We start from the raw sequence: 14,240 nt of genomic DNA, 5'->3' as shown, positions 1-14,240 counted from the left end.
CCTGGACTTTGTAGGAGCGGCGTAAGCCGCGAAGCCACAGATTTCCGCGGCGCCACCTCAGCCAAACCACCATCGGCCTGTCGAGCGCAGAAAGCTGTAGCCGCAATCTGTCAGATGGCCAGCTTCGCGGCTTACGCCGCTCCTGCAAACGCCGCCTCTGTGGCTTTGGCTTCATTGGCTCGGCATGCTTTCACGCTGCCAATCACACTCCCACGAAAATCCTTGGCAGGAACCAGTCCTGGTTCCTGCAGGAACCCGACGGTTTGCTAGTATCCCCAGATCAGCTTGGGGCACGAACGATGGCAGCAGGGAATAATCCGATCACCCGGTCGAGCGAGGGGCTGCGCGCGCGGTGGGGCAGGGCGAATGTCTTTGCAGGTTTACGCCAGTCAGCGCTGTTGTTGATGGTGGCAGCTGCCACCGCGCCGGCTTGCGCGCAAAGCGCTGCGACGGCGTCTTTGCCAGCCTCGCAGTTCGCGGTAGTGCCGCTCCCGGGCGTGCTAGCTGGCCTGTGCATACTGTTGCTGCTGGCCGTGCTGTGGCTGGCGATGCAGCTCAAACAGCAGCGCGGGCAAGCACAACAACTGGCTGGCCAGGAACAGGCGCGATCGGATCAGCTGCACCAGCAGAACGGCCGGTTGGAAGCGGCGTTGCTGGAGAAAGCAGAGCTCGAGCACAAACTGCGCGAGCAGGCCGACGCATTCGAGCGACTGGCCAATGAAGATGATCTCAGCGGCCTGCCCAACCGCCGCGCATTCGACGACGTGCTGGCGCGTGACATGGCGGCCGCACGTCGCACCGGACGCTCGTTGAGCCTGGTGGTGCTGAGCATCGATCACCTCAAACAGATCAATGCCGAGTGGTCGCGTGCAGTCGGCGATCTGGTGCTGTGCGAAGTGGGTGATCTGATGCGCCGAAGCCTGCGTGCCTCCGACATGCCGGCACGGCTGGGCAACAAGGAATTCGCCGTGCTATTGGCTGATACCGCGCTGCCCGAGGCCGAGATCGCCTGCCAGCGCCTGCAACGTCTGTTTGGCCAGTATGCCGAGTGGGGTGGCCATGAAGCTGGTGACATCAAGGTCAGCTTCAGCGCTGGCGTTGTGCAGCTGGGCGAAGACGATCAGGCCCCGGTGCTGTTCTACCAGCGTGCCAAGAACGCCTTGGCACAGGCGAAGAAGGAAGGCCGCGCAAGAACCTGCGCGGCCTGAGCACGTTGCAGCTCAGCGGCCGGGCGCGGTTGGCCAGGCGTTGACGATCTTGCAGAACAGGCGTGCGGTCTGCTCGGTGTCATACACCGCGCTGTGCGCCTCGCTGGCGTCCCATTCAAAACCCGCTGCCTGCACCGAGCGGGCGAGCACGGTCTGGCCATAAGCCACGCCGGCCAAGGTCACCGTGTCGAACACGCTGAAGGGATGGAACGGATTGCGCTTGTGGCCACTGCGGGCGACGGTGGCGTTGACGAAATTCAGGTCGAAATGCGCGTTGTGTCCGACCAGGATCGCGCGCTGGCAGTTGTACTTCTTCATCGCCGCGCGCACAGGTGCGAACACGTGCTCCAAGGCATCGCGCTCGGGCTTGGCCAGGCGGAACGGGTGGTCGAGCACGATGCCGGTGACTTCCAGCGATTTGGGGTCGATTTCGGTGCCTTCGGCCGGGATCACATGCGCGCTGGCGGTCTGGCCCGGGTAGAGCAGGCCGTTCTCGTCCATCTCCACCGGTACGGCGGCGATCTCGAGCAGGGCGTGGCGATTACAGTCAAAGCCACCCGTTTCCACGTCAACAACCACCGGCAGGAAGCCACGGAAGCGTTGCGCCATCGGCGTGAAAGCAGGGCGGGGGACCGAGGGTTCAGCAAATTCGTTCATCGCAATAGGGTAGCAGAGCGGGTCAAACGGCCGTGTCAGCAAGGGCCGGTAAGCGCTGTGGGGCACCGGTAGTGCCGAGCCATGCTCGGCAGGGGCTTTACCGGTAGAGCCTCAGCCGAGCATGGCTCGGCTCTACAGGGGCATTCCCGGTAATGCCGAAAGCCAACCCCTCCCCAACCCTCCCCTACGCCTTCGGCGCAAGGGAGGGGGCCAAGCTGCCCAGCAGACAGCCCTTGTCCCGCAAGTGCTGCAGCATCACCGTTCCATTGCGGAGGAAATCCTCGTCAGCCGCTGCACCCGCCTCAATCGCCAACTCCCGTAGCTGCTCCAGCCCACTGAGCTCCGGGAGCTGTTCCAGCCTTTCCAGCAGCCGATACAGCAATGGCGACAGCGCGGAGAACACTATACTTCCGCCAGCCTCGCGCCGCGCCAGCAGCAACGTAGGCTGCAGCGGTGGCTCACTCGGCTGATATTCCAGACCAATCTGATGCACAGGCCATTGGTACGCGAGCGCCCGACACCGGGGCGAACAGACCGGGCTGCCGGTCAGCAGGTCACCATCCGGATCATGCGCAGGCGCCGGCTCATCACTGATCTTCAGTGCCAGTTCGATCCATTCGTAATGGGCCAGTTCCAGCAACCAAGGTGCTTGCGGATCGGCGGATCGATTATCCAGAAAGGCAATGAACTCCTGGCCGATCTCCGGGAACAGCGGTGTATGCGCAAGGTGCTCGCGACAGAAATCGCGCACCAGTTGTTCCCAGCGTGACTCACCCACCGTACGCGTGATAACCGGGAAATTGGCGGCCAGCAGACTCTGGATATTGTTGAAGTACAGCTCGCGATACACCTGCATGCGCGCGTCATCGATACCCGCCGGAGCAGGCTGTTGCAACGGATCACGCAGGTGTGCGGCAAAGCGCATCTGCATTTCGCGCAGTGACTCAGCCATGGGCGGCGTGCTGCAGCTGGCGGATACGCGTCAGTTCTTCCAGCAGCTCAGGCAATGGCGGGAAGTTGAAGTCGCGTTCCAGCAGGGTGGGGCGCACGCCATGCATGGCGTAGGCATCGGCCAGCAGTGCCCAGACATCGTCTTTGACCGGCATGCCGTGGGTGTCGATCTTCAGGTCCTCGGCTTCGTCGTGATGGCCGGCAACGTGGTAACTGGCAATGCGTTGCGAGGGTAGCCGTGCAAGAAAGGCACGCGCGTCATAACCGTGGTTGATGGCGTTGACGTAGACGTTGTTGACGTCCAGCAGCAGGTCGCAATCGGCCTCTTCAAGCAAGGCGTTGATGAAGTCCGCCTCGTCCATGTCCGCCGCGGGTACGGTGTAGTAGGAGGCGTTCTCCACGGCGATGCGACGGCCGAGGATGTCCTGGGTCTGGCGGATTCGCGCGGCCACATGACGCACGGCTTCATCGGTGAACGGCAGCGGCAGCAGCTCGTAGAGATGGCCGTCATCCGTGCACCAGCTCAGGTGCTCGCTATAGAGCGCGACCTGGTGCTGGTCGAGGAAGCGCCGCGTACGCGCAAGGAACTCCACATCCAGCGGGGCGGGGCCGCCCAGAGACAGCGACAGGCCATGGCAGCTGAGTGGGTAACGCTGCGAAAGTGCGGAGAGGGCTTCGCCCAGACTGCCGCCAACCCCGATCCAGTTATCCGGGGCGCATTCGAGGAAATCGAATGCGCCAGTCGGTGCAGCCTGCAAGGCGTCGAGCAGCGAGCGCCGCAGACCCAGGCCAGCACTGGCCTGGGCAGGCATGCGCTGCTGGGGTGGTGTGCCGGGCTTAGTGCTTGCCGCCACACTTGCCCTCACCGCACTTGCCTTCGGCCTTGGCTTTGTCCGCTGTGGCAGCGGCTTCGCCTTCGGTCTTGGTAGCGTCGGTCTTTGGCTTGTCCTTGTCGACGCCGCACTTGCCTTCGCCGCACTTGCCTTCGGCCTTCTGCTTGGCGGCAGCGTCGGCGTTCTGTTCGGTAGCTGTAGTGGCCTGCGCTTCAGCGGTTGGCGGGGTCTGGACGCTGGCACCGAGCGCGTAGCCCTGGGCCAGGTCGGTCATGGCAAAGGCAGGTGCCGCCATGCCGCCGATCAGGGCGGCGCCGAGGGCAAGGGACGCGGGCTTGCGTATGTCGATGGCCATCAGATGTGTCTCCGGTAGTGGTAGGGCCGGGGGGAGGCTGGAGCTTAGCAAGCGCCCGGCGCCAACGGCGTCACCTTGCCATCGTTGGAATGACAACGGGCCCACTTGGGGCCCGTGTTGATTCAGCTGGCGCTGGCGATCAGCGATGAGCGCTGACGATATCGATGATCAGGCCGGTGGCTACCGCCATCAGTACATAGCGGTCATCGACCTTGCGCCATTCGTTGCCGCGCCCAGGCCGACGCAGGCCATGCTTGCTGTAATCGGCAATACGGTTGCCGCGCTGGTTCTGCGGCAGGCGCTCGCCCTTGCGTGGAGCATGGTGTGCGCTGTTGTTGGACGCATGGCGTGCTCCGTTGTGCGCGGCAGGCGCAGGAGCATTGTTGCCGTGGCTTTGTGCGTGGGGTGCAGAAGCATGGGCTGACTTGTCGTGACGGCTGTCGTCACGGTCACGATCCTGCGTGGGGCCGGCAAAGGCGGCACCGGAGGCCAGCAGGGACAGGCTCAGGAGGGTGGCAGCGATACGCTTCATGGCAATTCCTCAGTGCGCGGCGGGAGCGCTGCGGACGAGTCCATGCTCGGAAAAATTGCGTGAATGCGTGATTAAAAAAGCCTGCCGTGGCGTATCGCTTTGTACCGTTATGTATCGGCCCGCCATTATGCGGTGCGGCGGGCCAACGCGAACCGGAAGGTGCTGCGCCCGCCGCACGCGGACGCAGCGACCTTGCAGCCGCCGATCAGGCGTGGTCGACGGTGCTGGTTTCGTCACGCTTCTCGCGCGGCGGCAGCGGCGCATCACCGTGCACCAGGAACCACACGTTCTCGGCGATGTTGGTGGCGTGGTCGCCGATGCGTTCCAAGTTCTTGGCCATGAACAGCAGGTGCGTGCACGGGGTGATGTTGCGCGGGTCTTCCATCATGTAGGTCAGCAGCTCGCGGAACAGCGCGGTGTACTGCGCATCCAGACGCGCATCGTCGGCACGCAGCTTCAATGCGGCTTCGGCGTCGTTGTCACGGTAGGCCTCCATGGCGCGGCGTACCTGCTGCGCGGCGAGCCGGCCCAGTGCGCGGACACCCTGGATCTGCGGCAGCGGCGGCACCGCTGCCAAGGCGATCGAGCGCTTGGCGACGTTGGCGGCATAGTCGCCGATGCGTTCGATGTCGGCGGGGATGCGCAGGCCAGCGAGGATCTCGCGCAGGTCACGGGCCATCGGCCCACGCAGGGCCAGGCGCATCACGTCGTGGCTGATCTGCTGCTCAAGCTGGTCGATGGCCTCGTCGTTGGCGACGATGCGCTGCGCGGCCTTCTCGTCGCGGCGCTCGATCACGTCCAGCGCGGCCTCGAGCTGCGCAACGGACATTTCGCCCATGCGCACGATCTCGGTTACCAGTCGCTGCTGTTCTTCGTCATAGCTCTTGACGATGTGGTCGTTGGGAAGATTCATGGAATGCTCGCTGGAGACGGTTCGGGTGGGACTGCATTCGTTCGGTAGCTGCGTTGCCATCCATGGCGTACATCTGGCTTCGGAGTGCGGCCCGGCCATCCTTGGCCAGGCGTCCAGCGGGCGGCGGACCCTTGCACGGTCCGCCTGCGCCAGCCTCAGCCGAAGCGACCGGTGATGTAGTCCTCGGTCTGCTGCTTGGAGGGGTTGGAGAAGATGGTTTCGGTGCGGTCGTGTTCGATCAGGTCGCCCAGGTACATGAAGGCGGTGTAGTCGGACACACGAGCGGCCTGCTGCATGTTGTGGGTGACGATGGCGATGGTGTAATCGTTCTTCAGCTCTTCGACCAGTTGCTCGATGCGGCTGGTGGAGATCGGGTCCAGCGCCGAGGTCGGCTCATCGAGCAGCAGCACGTCCGGGCGCAGGGCCACGGCGCGGGCGATGCACAGACGCTGCTGCTGGCCACCGGACAGGCCCAGCGCGCTCTGGTTGAGCTTGTCCTTCACTTCGTCCCACAGCGCGCCCTGGCGCAGCGCCTGCTCGACGCGCACGGCCATGTCGGCCTTGGACAGCTTCTCGTGGTGGCGGATGCCATAGGCGACGTTCTCGAAGATGGTCATCGGGAACGGCACCGGCTTCTGGAACACCATGCCCACCTTGGAACGCAGGCGGTTCATCGGGTACTTGGGCGAGAGGATGTTCTCGCCGTCCAGCAGCACTTCACCGCGCGCTTCCAGCTTGGGGTACAGCGCGTAGATGCGGTTGAAGATGCGCAGCAGGGTCGACTTGCCGCAGCCGGAGGGGCCGATCAGCGCGGTGACGCGCTTTTCCGGAATCTCCAGGTTGATGCTCTTCAGCGCGTGGAACTTGTCGTAGTAGAAGTCCAGGCCGCGTGCAGCCAGCTTGACCGGCGCAGGCGCGTGCAGCGACTGGTTGGCGGCGGGCACGTTGATGCGCTGCATCGGTACGGCGTTGCTGAGGTCGTTCATGGGAAGGTCCATGGCAGTCAATCGTTTAAGTTCAGTCGTTCGAGATGCGGTTGCGCAGCAGCAGGCCACGCGCGGAGAGGCTGACCAGCAGGACGAATACGGTCAGTACCAGGGCACCTGCCCAAGCCAGCACCTGCCAGGATTCGTAGGGGCTGCCGGCGAACTGGTTCATCACCACCGGTACCGATGCCATCGGCTGCATCACATTGCTGTTCCAGTACTGGTTGCCGAAGGCAGTGAACAGCAGCGGCGCGGTTTCGCCGGAGATGCGGGCCAGCGCCAGCAGGATGCCGGTGACGATGCCGGCCATTGCGCTGCGGTACAGCACCTGCATGATCACCTTCCACTGCGGCACACCGAGTGCCAGGGCGGCTTCGCGCATCTGCACCGGTACCAGTCGCAGCATTTCGTCGGTGGTGCGGATCACCACCGGCAGCACGATGAAGGCCAGCGACAAGGCGCCTGCAAATGCCGAGAACTGGCCGCCGGTCTGCATCACATACAGCGTGTAGACGAACAGGCCCAGCACGATCGATGGCGCCGACAGCAGGATGTCGTTGACGAAGCGGACCACGGTGCCGGCCTTGCGGGCATTGCCGTACTCGGCCAGCCAGGTGCCGGCGGCCACGCCCAGCGGCGTGCCGATGCCGATCGCCATCGCGCACATCACTGCGCTGCCGAAGAAGGCGTTGAGCAGACCGCCTTCCTGCATCGGCGGCGGCGTCATCTTGGTGAAGAGATCCAGGTTGATGCCCGGCAGGCCCTTTGACAGCAGCGTCCACAGGATCCAGCCGAGGAAGAACAGGCCGAACAAGGCGGTCGCGCAGCCCATGAACAGGGCGACGACATTGACGACGCGACGGCGCAGGTACAGCGAATCAGCGGAAGCGGACATCAGTTGCCCTCCTTGCGGGACAGGCGCATCAGCATCAGGCGGGCCAGTGCCAGCACCACGAAGGTGACGATGAACAAGACGAAGCCGAGCAGCAGCAGCGCCGAACGGTAGGTTTCGGTGGCTTCACCGAAGTCGTTGGCGATCAATGCGGCGATGGTGGTGCCAGGCTCCAGCAGCGAGGGGGTAAGGCGCACGCTGTTGCCGATCACGAAGGCGACCGCCATGGTTTCGCCAAGCGCACGGCCCAGGCCAAGGAAGACGCCGCCGATGACAGCAGAGCGGGTGTAAGGCAGCACGATGTCCCAGCTCACTTCCCACTTGGTCGAGCCCAGCGCGTAGGCCGATTCCTTCAGGCGGGTGGGAACGGTGAGGAAGACCTCGCGCATCACCGAGGAGATGAAGGGAATCACCATGATCGCCAGCACGAAGCCGGCGGTGAGCATGCCGATGCCCAGCGGCGGGCCGCGGAACAGCGCGCCGATCACCGGCAGTGGGCCGATGTGATCATTGAGGAACGGGGTGACGTACTCGGTCATCACCGGCACCAGCACGAACAGGCCCCACATGCCGTAGATGATGGACGGGATGCCTGCCAGCAGCTCGATGGCGGTGCCGACCGGGCCACGTAGCCAGCGCGGCGCGACTTCGGTAAGGAAGAAGGCGATGCCGAAGCTCACCGGCACTGCGATCAACATCGCGATCAGCGCGGTGACGATGGTGCCGTAGATCGGTGCCAATGCACCGAACTTGTTCTCGACCGGATTCCACTCGGAGGAGTAGAAGAAGCTCAGGCCTTGTTCCTGCAGCGCGTGGCGGCCGCCCCAGAGCATGGACAGAGCTGCACTGGCCAGGGCGACCAGTACGAAGATGACGGTGGCGACCAGGAACCAGCGGAACAGACGCTCGTTACGGGCATCGCGCAGGTCGCGCGAAGTGGGCGAGGAAGCTAGGGACGGTGCAATGGCATTCATGGCAGCGGCAGGGGCCCAGGTGGATGCGGTGGTGTTTCTGTCCCCGGGATCGGGGAATTCAATTCTTCGAGGTCGCGACCCCCGCCTGCGCGGGGATGACGGTATGACAGAGGCGGGCGCACCTGCGGTGCGCCCGCTTCATTGCGTCACTTGAACTCGGCTGCCCAGTACGCTTCGATCTGGGTCACCAGCTCGGCCGGCAGCGGCACGTAGTGCAGCTCGTTGGCCTGGGCCTGGCCATTCTCGAAGGCCCACTTGAAGAACGCACGGGTGTCGGCGCTGCGCTTGGCATCCTTCGGCTGCTTGTGCATCAGCATGAAGTTGGTAGCGGTGATCGGCCAGGCATTGGCGCCCGGTGCGTTGGTGATCACCAGGTTGAAGTCCTTGGCGTTAGCCCAGTCGGCGCTGGCAGCAGCGGCGGCGAAGGTCTCGGCGGTAGGCTGAACCCAGCTGCCTGCAGCGTTCTGCATCGATGCGTACGGCATGTTGTTCTGAAGCGCGTAGGCCAGCTCGACGTAACCGACCGAACCCTTGATCTGCTGAACGTAGGAGGCAACGCCTTCATTGCCCTTGCCGCCGACGCCGTCCGGCCACTGCACCGAGGTGCCTTCGCCTACTTTTTCCTTCCACTCACCGCTGACCTTGGACAGGTAGTTGGAGAAGTTGAAGGTGGTGCCCGAACCATCGGAGCGGTGCACCAGGGTGATCTTGGTATCCGGCAGGGTCACGCCCGGGTTGGCATCGGCGATGGCCTTGTCGTTCCAGGTCTTGATCTTGCCCAGGAAGATGTCAGCCAGCAGGGTGCCGCTCAGGCGCAGCTGGCCCGGCTGCAGGCCTTCCAGGTTGACCACCGGCACCACGCCGCCAATCGCCGACGGGAACTGGCCCAGGCCAGCCTGCGCCAGTTCTTCGGTGGAGAGCGGCTTGTCGGAGGAGCCGAAGTCGACGGTGCCGGCCTTGATCTGGGCGATACCGCCACCCGAGCCGATCGACTGGTAATTGATCTTGGCGCCGGTGGCGGCGTTGTAGTCGGCCGACCACTTGGACACCAGCGGGAAGATGAACGATGCGCCGGCGCCAGAGATCTCGACGGCGACCTTGTCACCGGCGGCAGCCGCGGAGGCACCAACAGCGTCGGGGCCGGAAGCGGCCTGGTTGCCCTTGTCACCACAGGCCGACAGGCTCAGGGCGATGGCCAGCGAGAGGGCGGCAAGACCGGTCGTGTGCAGCTTCATGCGTCACTCCATAGCGGGGTAATTGCCGACGGCGTCGGCGGATGCGGCTATGAAATGATGTTTTTGTTACAGCCTGATTACATCGTGAAAAAAATCTGAAAAAGCTCACAGAATCAATGGCTGCCGGCTAGGTGGATGCCGGGCCTGAAGGCGGGAATGTCGCCCGCAGATGAAGGGCTTTCCGGTAATCCCCTGTAGTGCCGGGCCATGCTCGGCAGGGGGCTTTACCGATAGAGCCTCAGCGTAGTGCCGAGCCATGCTCGGCAGGGGGCTTTACCGATAGAGCCCCAGCGTAGTGCCGAGCCATGCTCGGCAGGGAGCCTTCCTTGTGGAGCTTCAGCCGAGCATGGCTCGGCTCTACAGGGCCTTCGGAATACCCGGCTTCGCGGCTGACGCCGCTCCTACAAAAAAAACGCGGATCACTTGATCCGCGCTTGAGACGGCGAGGGAGAGGGACTCGCCGGCTCTTTACTCAGTAACGCAGGTTCTGCTGCCAGTAGGTCTCGATCTGGCGGACCAGCGGGTCCGGCAGCGGCACGTAGTCGAGCTGACGGGCCTGGGCGTCGCCGTTGGCGTAGATCCAGCGGAAGTACTCAACCGCAGCCTTGGCGCCTTCAGCACTCTTCGGCTGCTTGCGCATCAGGATGAAGTTGGTGGCGGTGATCGGCCATGCCTGCTCGCCCGGGGCGTTGGTCATCACCAGGTAGAAATCACGTGCATTGGCCCAGTCGGCGCTGGCGGCAGCGGCCGAGAAGGTCTCGTCACGCGGCTGCACGAAGTTGCCGGCGGCATTCTTCATGCGCGAGAAGGTCAGGCGGTTCTGCAGGGCGTAGGAGAACTCGACGTAACCGATCGAGCCGCGGATCTGCTTGACGTAAGCGGCCACGCCTTCGTTGCCCTTGCCGCCGATGCCGACCGGCCACTGTACGCTGGTGCCTTCACCGACGGTGGTCTTCCAGTCAGCGTTGACCTTGGACAGGAAGTTGACGAAGTTGAAGGTGGTGCCTGAACCGTCGGAACGGTGGACGACGGTGATCTTGGTGTCCGGCAGGGTCAGGCCGGCATTGAGCGCGGCGATGGCCGGGTCATTCCACTTGGTGATCTTGCCGAGGAAGATGTTGGCCAGGGTCGGGCCGTCCAGCTTCATCGCACCGGCGTCCACGCCCGGCACGTTGAGCACCGGCACCACGCCGCCGATCACCGACGGGAACTGCACCAGGCCAGCCGAGGCCAGTTCTTCCGGCTTCAGCGGCGCATCGGACGAGCCGAAGTCGACGGTATTGGCCTTGATCTGGGCAATGCCGCCGCCCGAGCCGATCGACTGGTAGTTGACGCGGTTGCTGGTGGCGGCGCTGTAATCAGCCGACCACTTGGACATCACCGGGTAGATGAAGGAAGCGCCAGCGCCGGTGACATCGGCAGCATTGGCGGCGAACACGGACGACGCTGCAAGGATGGCTACAGCGGCGCGCGATTTGATGGCGTGGATCACGAATGGCTCCTGGGAGTTGATGTGCGGTGGTTTCCGCCCCGGCGCCTATTCCATAACCATTTGATGACAGTGCAGCGTCTGTCATATGACGCACATGTGACAGTGACGCATGTGATCAGAATGCCGCTTCAACCTCGCTGGGCAGCGGGTAGCTGCGGCCCTTTGGTAGCAGCTTGAAGCTGCGTACGGGCTGCTCTTCGCGGGCTTCCACGCAGTCACCTTTGGCATCTTCGTGGTTCACGGTTGAACTGCCGCGTTGGCGGATTGTCAGCGTTGCCCAGCCTTGCGCCGGGGCGGGGCCAACTTCCAACGTGCGCTTTGTTTCATGGAATTCACCGGCACAGCGGGTGTCCCACTCACCGCCGCTGCTGGACACCACGATCTGCCCGGTAATTGCTTCCAGTAGGTTGCCGCTGAACACCAGCAGCTGCAGGCGGGTTTCGCTGAAAGGGTTGGGTTGCGAGGAGTTGCTGCGTGAGCTGCGCACGCCGAATGCGCGCACGCTGGGCGAGAGGTTGTAGCGCGCGGTATCCAGGCCAACGCTGTCGACGTGGATGGCATCGCTGCTCATCACGTCGGGCAGGCGGAGTGCTGCGCGTGGACGCAGGCTGGCGCTGTCGACCACCAGTACATCCAGGTCGCCTTCCTGGGAGTCCCCATTGGGTCCCTCCGGGCCCAGGAACGGCACCGCGATCAAGGTCAACGAAGTATCCGCCGGCCATACCCGGCAAGCGCCGCGCTCGCTGTCGATGCCCCAGCCGGAACGGCCGGGCAGGGCGGCAGTGTCGCGCTGTTGGTAGGCCTGGGTGATGCGCGCAGCGGCGTCATCACCACAGTCCTGGGCAAGGCTGGCGAAAGGTAGGCAGAGCAGCAGGAGAAGCAGAGGGGGGCGCATGGGTCCGTCCGGTTGGAGCGCCCCCGGAGTTGGCTGTGGGAGCTGCGTAAGCTGCGAAGCTTACACAGCTTCAGCCAGCGCAGCGGCGCCCGCCGTTGTAGGAGCGGCGTAAGCCGCGAAGCTGACAGACCTTCAGATTGCGGCGATTGCTTGGGCCCCGACCTTGCTTGCCTCGCGGCTGACGCCGCTCCTACAAAATCACAACCGCTGCAACGACGAACGCCCCTTGCGGGGCGTTCGTGGTGTTGCATGCAGCCGATGCTTACCAGAAGAACTGCAGGCGCGCTTCCAGGATGTCCGGCTTGTCGCTGACGAACTTCTTGCTCGACGAGGAGTACTTGTTGCTGTCGACCATCACGTAGTTCAGCGATGCCTTGAAGTTGGAACGCCAGTACCAGTTGGCGCCAACGGTCCAGATGTCCATCTTGCCGCCCAGTACGCCGTCCACCAGCGGGGTGCCGCCGACCACGGCCGGGGCCTTCAGGCCGCCGTCGTTGAGATCGATGTGATCGAAGCGTGCGCCCAGCTGCCACATGCCACGACCCGGTTCATCCGGCAGGCCCAGGCTCGGGGTGCCGCCCTTGTAGCCCCAGGTCTCACCGGTGACGTTCCACACGCCGCTGATGTAGTAACCGTCGGTGCTGTAGTTGTCGTGGTCGTAACGCTTGGCCTTGGAGCTGTAGTACTCGCCCTGGGCCTTGAACGGGCCGCGCACGTACATGGCTTCGGCACCGATGGTGCTCAGGCGGTCGGTGTCCTTCAGGTCGCCACTGTCGACCAGGCGCACGGTGGCAAGGTCGGCGTTCGGACGGGCGCGCAGGCGCAGCAGATCGGCGTCGGTGTCGTAATCGACGTAGCTCAGGCCCAGGTGCAGGATGTTGCCCTTCTCGTTGATCGGGGCGAAGGTGCCGCGTACGCCGTAGCCGCTGCCATGGGCCAGGTCACGGGTCAGCTCGCGGCCGAAGGCCGAAGCGGTGACCGACCAGTTGGCATCGCCAACGCCGTAGCCAACGCCGAGGCGGCGGGCAACTGCGTAGGTGTTGGTGACAGTGGCCTTGGAGATGAAGTCGTTGTTCTTGGTGCTGGACAGTTCTTCCAGGCTGTTCGGCTGCTTGTACTGGCCGGCCTGCAGGAAGTGGTTGCTGTTGCCGCCCAGCTTGTACTTGACGTTGGTGTCCAGGAACTTGTCGGCCTTGGCGTCGTAACCGACCACCCACTCGATGTTGCCCGGGCCCTTGCCCTTCAGCACCAGCTCGGCGCGGCGCAGTTCGAACTCGCTGTCCTTGCCGTTCTTGGCGACGCCGTTCAAGTCGGCCTTGTCGTTGCTGAACCAATTGCCGTCAGCCTGGACCAGGCCTTCAAACGTGATTTCGGAACCGCCAATAACGTCGATGGCGACTTCAGCGTGTGCAGCCGGCGCGAACAGTGCAGCAGCCACGGCCGCAGTGAGGAGTTGGCGATGCAGTTTCATTGGGTGGGTAGCCTTGCAGGCGGTTGGAGGTTGCTGCGAAGGCTAGGGCGTAAAGATTGCGTAAATGTGACAGTTCGGCGACCAGCTTTGGCCCTGCGGCACAAGGGCCTGCGTATTTGGCCCAGTCGCTGTTACGGGAAAGTGTCGTGCAGATGGCAGCCGCCGACGCTCATGCAGCGTCGGCGGTCTTGTCCTTGAAGTGGCAGAGGTCGCGGATCACGCACTGCGGGCAATCGGGTTTACGCGCCTTGCAGACATAGCGCCCGTGCAGGATCAGCCAGTGGTGCGCGTCCTGCAGGAACTCCTGCGGAATCACCTTTACCAGGCCATCCTCGACCACGCGCACGTCCTTGCCCGGGGCCAGCCCGGTGCGGTTGGAGACGCGGAAGATATGCGTGTCCACTGCCATCGTAGGCTGGCCGAACGCAGTGTTGAGCACCACATTGGCGGTCTTGCGGCCGACGCCAGGCAGGGCTTCCAGCGCAGCACGCTCGGCCGGTACTTCGCCGCCGTACTTTTCGACCAGGATCGCGCAGGCGGCAATCACGTTCTTGGCCTTGGCGTTGAACAGGCCGATGGTGGCGATGTAAGGCTTCAGTCCATCCTCGCCGAGGGCAAGAATGGCCTGCGCGGTGTTTGCTACCGGGAACAGCTTGCGTGTCGCCTTGTTGACGCCCACATCGGTGGCCTGTGCCGACAAGGTAACTGCCACCAGCAGCTCGAACGGCGTGCTGTACTCAAGCTCGGTGGTCGGATGCGGATTGAGTTCGCGCAGACGCGTGAACATCTCCCTCACTTCGGCGGCATTCATGCGCTTGCTGCCGCGCGCCGAACTGGTCTTTGGCG

15 protein-coding genes are annotated in these 14,240 nt (G+C 63.9%); 1 reads left to right on the top strand and 14 read right to left on the bottom strand.

The genetic code is table 11. The features are described from left to right. The first annotated feature begins 404 nt into the window (after positions 1 to 404). Positions 405 to 1,208, top strand: coding sequence for a GGDEF domain-containing protein (locus tag Q5Z11_RS13645; protein WP_303746907.1), 804 nt, complete (start codon positions 405 to 407; stop codon positions 1,206 to 1,208). A gap of 12 nt (positions 1,209 to 1,220) precedes the next feature. Here Q5Z11_RS13645 and rnt read toward each other — a convergent pair whose 3' ends face one another. The 14 genes from rnt to nth all read right to left on the bottom strand — a co-directional run bounded on the left by rnt (position 1,221) and on the right by nth (position 14,205). After that, positions 1,221 to 1,865, bottom strand: a complete 645-nt coding sequence (gene rnt, locus Q5Z11_RS13640; protein WP_303746906.1) for a ribonuclease T — start codon at positions 1,863 to 1,865, stop codon at positions 1,221 to 1,223. A 184-nt stretch (positions 1,866 to 2,049) separates the two neighbouring features. Beyond that, complete coding sequence (locus tag Q5Z11_RS13635) at positions 2,050 to 2,817, bottom strand: HvfC family RiPP maturation protein (protein WP_303746905.1); 768 nt, start codon at positions 2,815 to 2,817, stop codon at positions 2,050 to 2,052. Continuing rightward, the gene (locus Q5Z11_RS13630) at positions 2,810 to 3,628 is read right to left on the bottom strand and encodes an HvfB family MNIO-type RiPP peptide maturase (RefSeq protein WP_303746904.1); all 819 of its coding nucleotides are present in this window, start codon (positions 3,626 to 3,628) and stop codon (positions 2,810 to 2,812) included. The genes Q5Z11_RS13635 and Q5Z11_RS13630 overlap by 8 nt, the downstream gene beginning before the upstream one ends. Positions 3,629 to 3,653: 25 nt before the next feature. Continuing rightward, positions 3,654 to 4,004, bottom strand: coding sequence for an HvfA family oxazolone/thioamide-modified RiPP metallophore (locus Q5Z11_RS13625; RefSeq protein WP_303746903.1), 351 nt, complete (start codon positions 4,002 to 4,004; stop codon positions 3,654 to 3,656). A 139-nt stretch (positions 4,005 to 4,143) separates the two neighbouring features. Continuing rightward, positions 4,144 to 4,536, bottom strand: a complete 393-nt coding sequence (locus tag Q5Z11_RS13620; protein WP_303746902.1) for an RcnB family protein — start codon at positions 4,534 to 4,536, stop codon at positions 4,144 to 4,146. Positions 4,537 to 4,741: 205 nt separating this feature from the next. Then, a complete protein-coding gene (phoU, locus tag Q5Z11_RS13615; RefSeq protein ID WP_057628448.1) occupies positions 4,742 to 5,449 on the bottom strand; it encodes a phosphate signaling complex protein PhoU in 708 nt (235 codons plus the stop codon). Positions 5,450 to 5,604: 155 nt separating this feature from the next. Beyond that, positions 5,605 to 6,435: a phosphate ABC transporter ATP-binding protein PstB gene (pstB, locus tag Q5Z11_RS13610; protein WP_303746901.1), complete on the bottom strand. Its 831-nt coding sequence runs from the start codon at positions 6,433 to 6,435 to the stop codon at positions 5,605 to 5,607. A 31-nt stretch (positions 6,436 to 6,466) separates the two neighbouring features. Beyond that, positions 6,467 to 7,330, bottom strand: a complete 864-nt coding sequence (pstA, locus tag Q5Z11_RS13605; RefSeq protein ID WP_303746900.1) for a phosphate ABC transporter permease PstA — start codon at positions 7,328 to 7,330, stop codon at positions 6,467 to 6,469. Then, a complete protein-coding gene (gene pstC, locus Q5Z11_RS13600; RefSeq protein WP_282272922.1) occupies positions 7,330 to 8,301 on the bottom strand; it encodes a phosphate ABC transporter permease subunit PstC in 972 nt (323 codons plus the stop codon). The genes pstA and pstC overlap by 1 nt, the downstream gene beginning before the upstream one ends. Positions 8,302 to 8,447: 146 nt before the next feature. Next, on the bottom strand, positions 8,448 to 9,536 hold the full coding sequence (pstS, locus tag Q5Z11_RS13595) for a phosphate ABC transporter substrate-binding protein PstS (protein ID WP_303746899.1): 1,089 nt from the start codon (positions 9,534 to 9,536) through the stop codon (positions 8,448 to 8,450). A gap of 472 nt (positions 9,537 to 10,008) precedes the next feature. Next, positions 10,009 to 11,028 (bottom strand): phosphate ABC transporter substrate-binding protein PstS, encoded by a 1,020-nt coding sequence (gene pstS, locus Q5Z11_RS13590; RefSeq protein ID WP_303746898.1) that lies wholly within the window; start codon positions 11,026 to 11,028, stop codon positions 10,009 to 10,011. Between the two features lie 115 nt (positions 11,029 to 11,143). After that, positions 11,144 to 11,923, bottom strand: coding sequence for a PA3715 family protein (locus Q5Z11_RS13585; RefSeq protein ID WP_303746897.1), 780 nt, complete (start codon positions 11,921 to 11,923; stop codon positions 11,144 to 11,146). Positions 11,924 to 12,185: 262 nt separating this feature from the next. Continuing rightward, positions 12,186 to 13,394 carry an OprO/OprP family phosphate-selective porin gene (locus Q5Z11_RS13580; protein WP_303746896.1) on the bottom strand — a complete coding sequence of 403 codons (1,209 nt, stop codon included), beginning with the start codon at positions 13,392 to 13,394 and terminating at the stop codon, positions 12,186 to 12,188. Positions 13,395 to 13,563: 169 nt separating this feature from the next. Next, a complete protein-coding gene (nth, locus tag Q5Z11_RS13575) occupies positions 13,564 to 14,205 on the bottom strand; it encodes an endonuclease III (protein WP_303750044.1) in 642 nt (213 codons plus the stop codon). Positions 14,206 to 14,240: the final 35 nt, after the last annotated feature.

Source organism: Stenotrophomonas sp. 610A2 (genome assembly GCF_030549615.1).
Lineage (GTDB): Bacteria > Pseudomonadota > Gammaproteobacteria > Xanthomonadales > Xanthomonadaceae > Stenotrophomonas > Stenotrophomonas pigmentata.
The sequence above is the reverse complement of the archived record's forward strand: the minus strand, read 5'-3'. Positions and strand labels throughout refer to the sequence as shown.

Bases quoted from the DNA above. Each gene is read 5' to 3' on its own strand.
- phoU (WP_057628448.1), bottom strand. From the start codon at position 5,449: ATGAATCTTCCCAACGACCACATCGTCAAGAGCTATGACGAAGAACAG.
- Q5Z11_RS13580 (WP_303746896.1), bottom strand. From the start codon at position 13,394: ATGAAACTGCATCGCCAACTCCTCACTGCGGCCGTGGCTGCTGCACTG.
- pstA (WP_303746900.1), bottom strand. From the start codon at position 7,330: ATGTCCGCTTCCGCTGATTCGCTGTACCTGCGCCGTCGCGTCGTCAAT.
- Q5Z11_RS13635 (WP_303746905.1), bottom strand. From the start codon at position 2,817: ATGGCTGAGTCACTGCGCGAAATGCAGATGCGCTTTGCCGCACACCTG.
- nth (WP_303750044.1), bottom strand. From the start codon at position 14,205: ATGAATGCCGCCGAAGTGAGGGAGATGTTCACGCGTCTGCGCGAACTC.
- Q5Z11_RS13585 (WP_303746897.1), bottom strand. From the start codon at position 11,923: ATGCGCCCCCCTCTGCTTCTCCTGCTGCTCTGCCTACCTTTCGCCAGC.
- Q5Z11_RS13625 (WP_303746903.1), bottom strand. From the start codon at position 4,004: ATGGCCATCGACATACGCAAGCCCGCGTCCCTTGCCCTCGGCGCCGCC.
- Q5Z11_RS13620 (WP_303746902.1), bottom strand. From the start codon at position 4,536: ATGAAGCGTATCGCTGCCACCCTCCTGAGCCTGTCCCTGCTGGCCTCC.
- Q5Z11_RS13630 (WP_303746904.1), bottom strand. From the start codon at position 3,628: ATGCCTGCCCAGGCCAGTGCTGGCCTGGGTCTGCGGCGCTCGCTGCTC.
- pstB (WP_303746901.1), bottom strand. From the start codon at position 6,435: ATGAACGACCTCAGCAACGCCGTACCGATGCAGCGCATCAACGTGCCC.
- rnt (WP_303746906.1), bottom strand. From the start codon at position 1,865: ATGAACGAATTTGCTGAACCCTCGGTCCCCCGCCCTGCTTTCACGCCG.
- pstC (WP_282272922.1), bottom strand. From the start codon at position 8,301: ATGAATGCCATTGCACCGTCCCTAGCTTCCTCGCCCACTTCGCGCGAC.
- Q5Z11_RS13645 (WP_303746907.1), top strand. From the start codon at position 405: ATGGTGGCAGCTGCCACCGCGCCGGCTTGCGCGCAAAGCGCTGCGACG.
- pstS (WP_303746899.1), bottom strand. From the start codon at position 9,536: ATGAAGCTGCACACGACCGGTCTTGCCGCCCTCTCGCTGGCCATCGCC.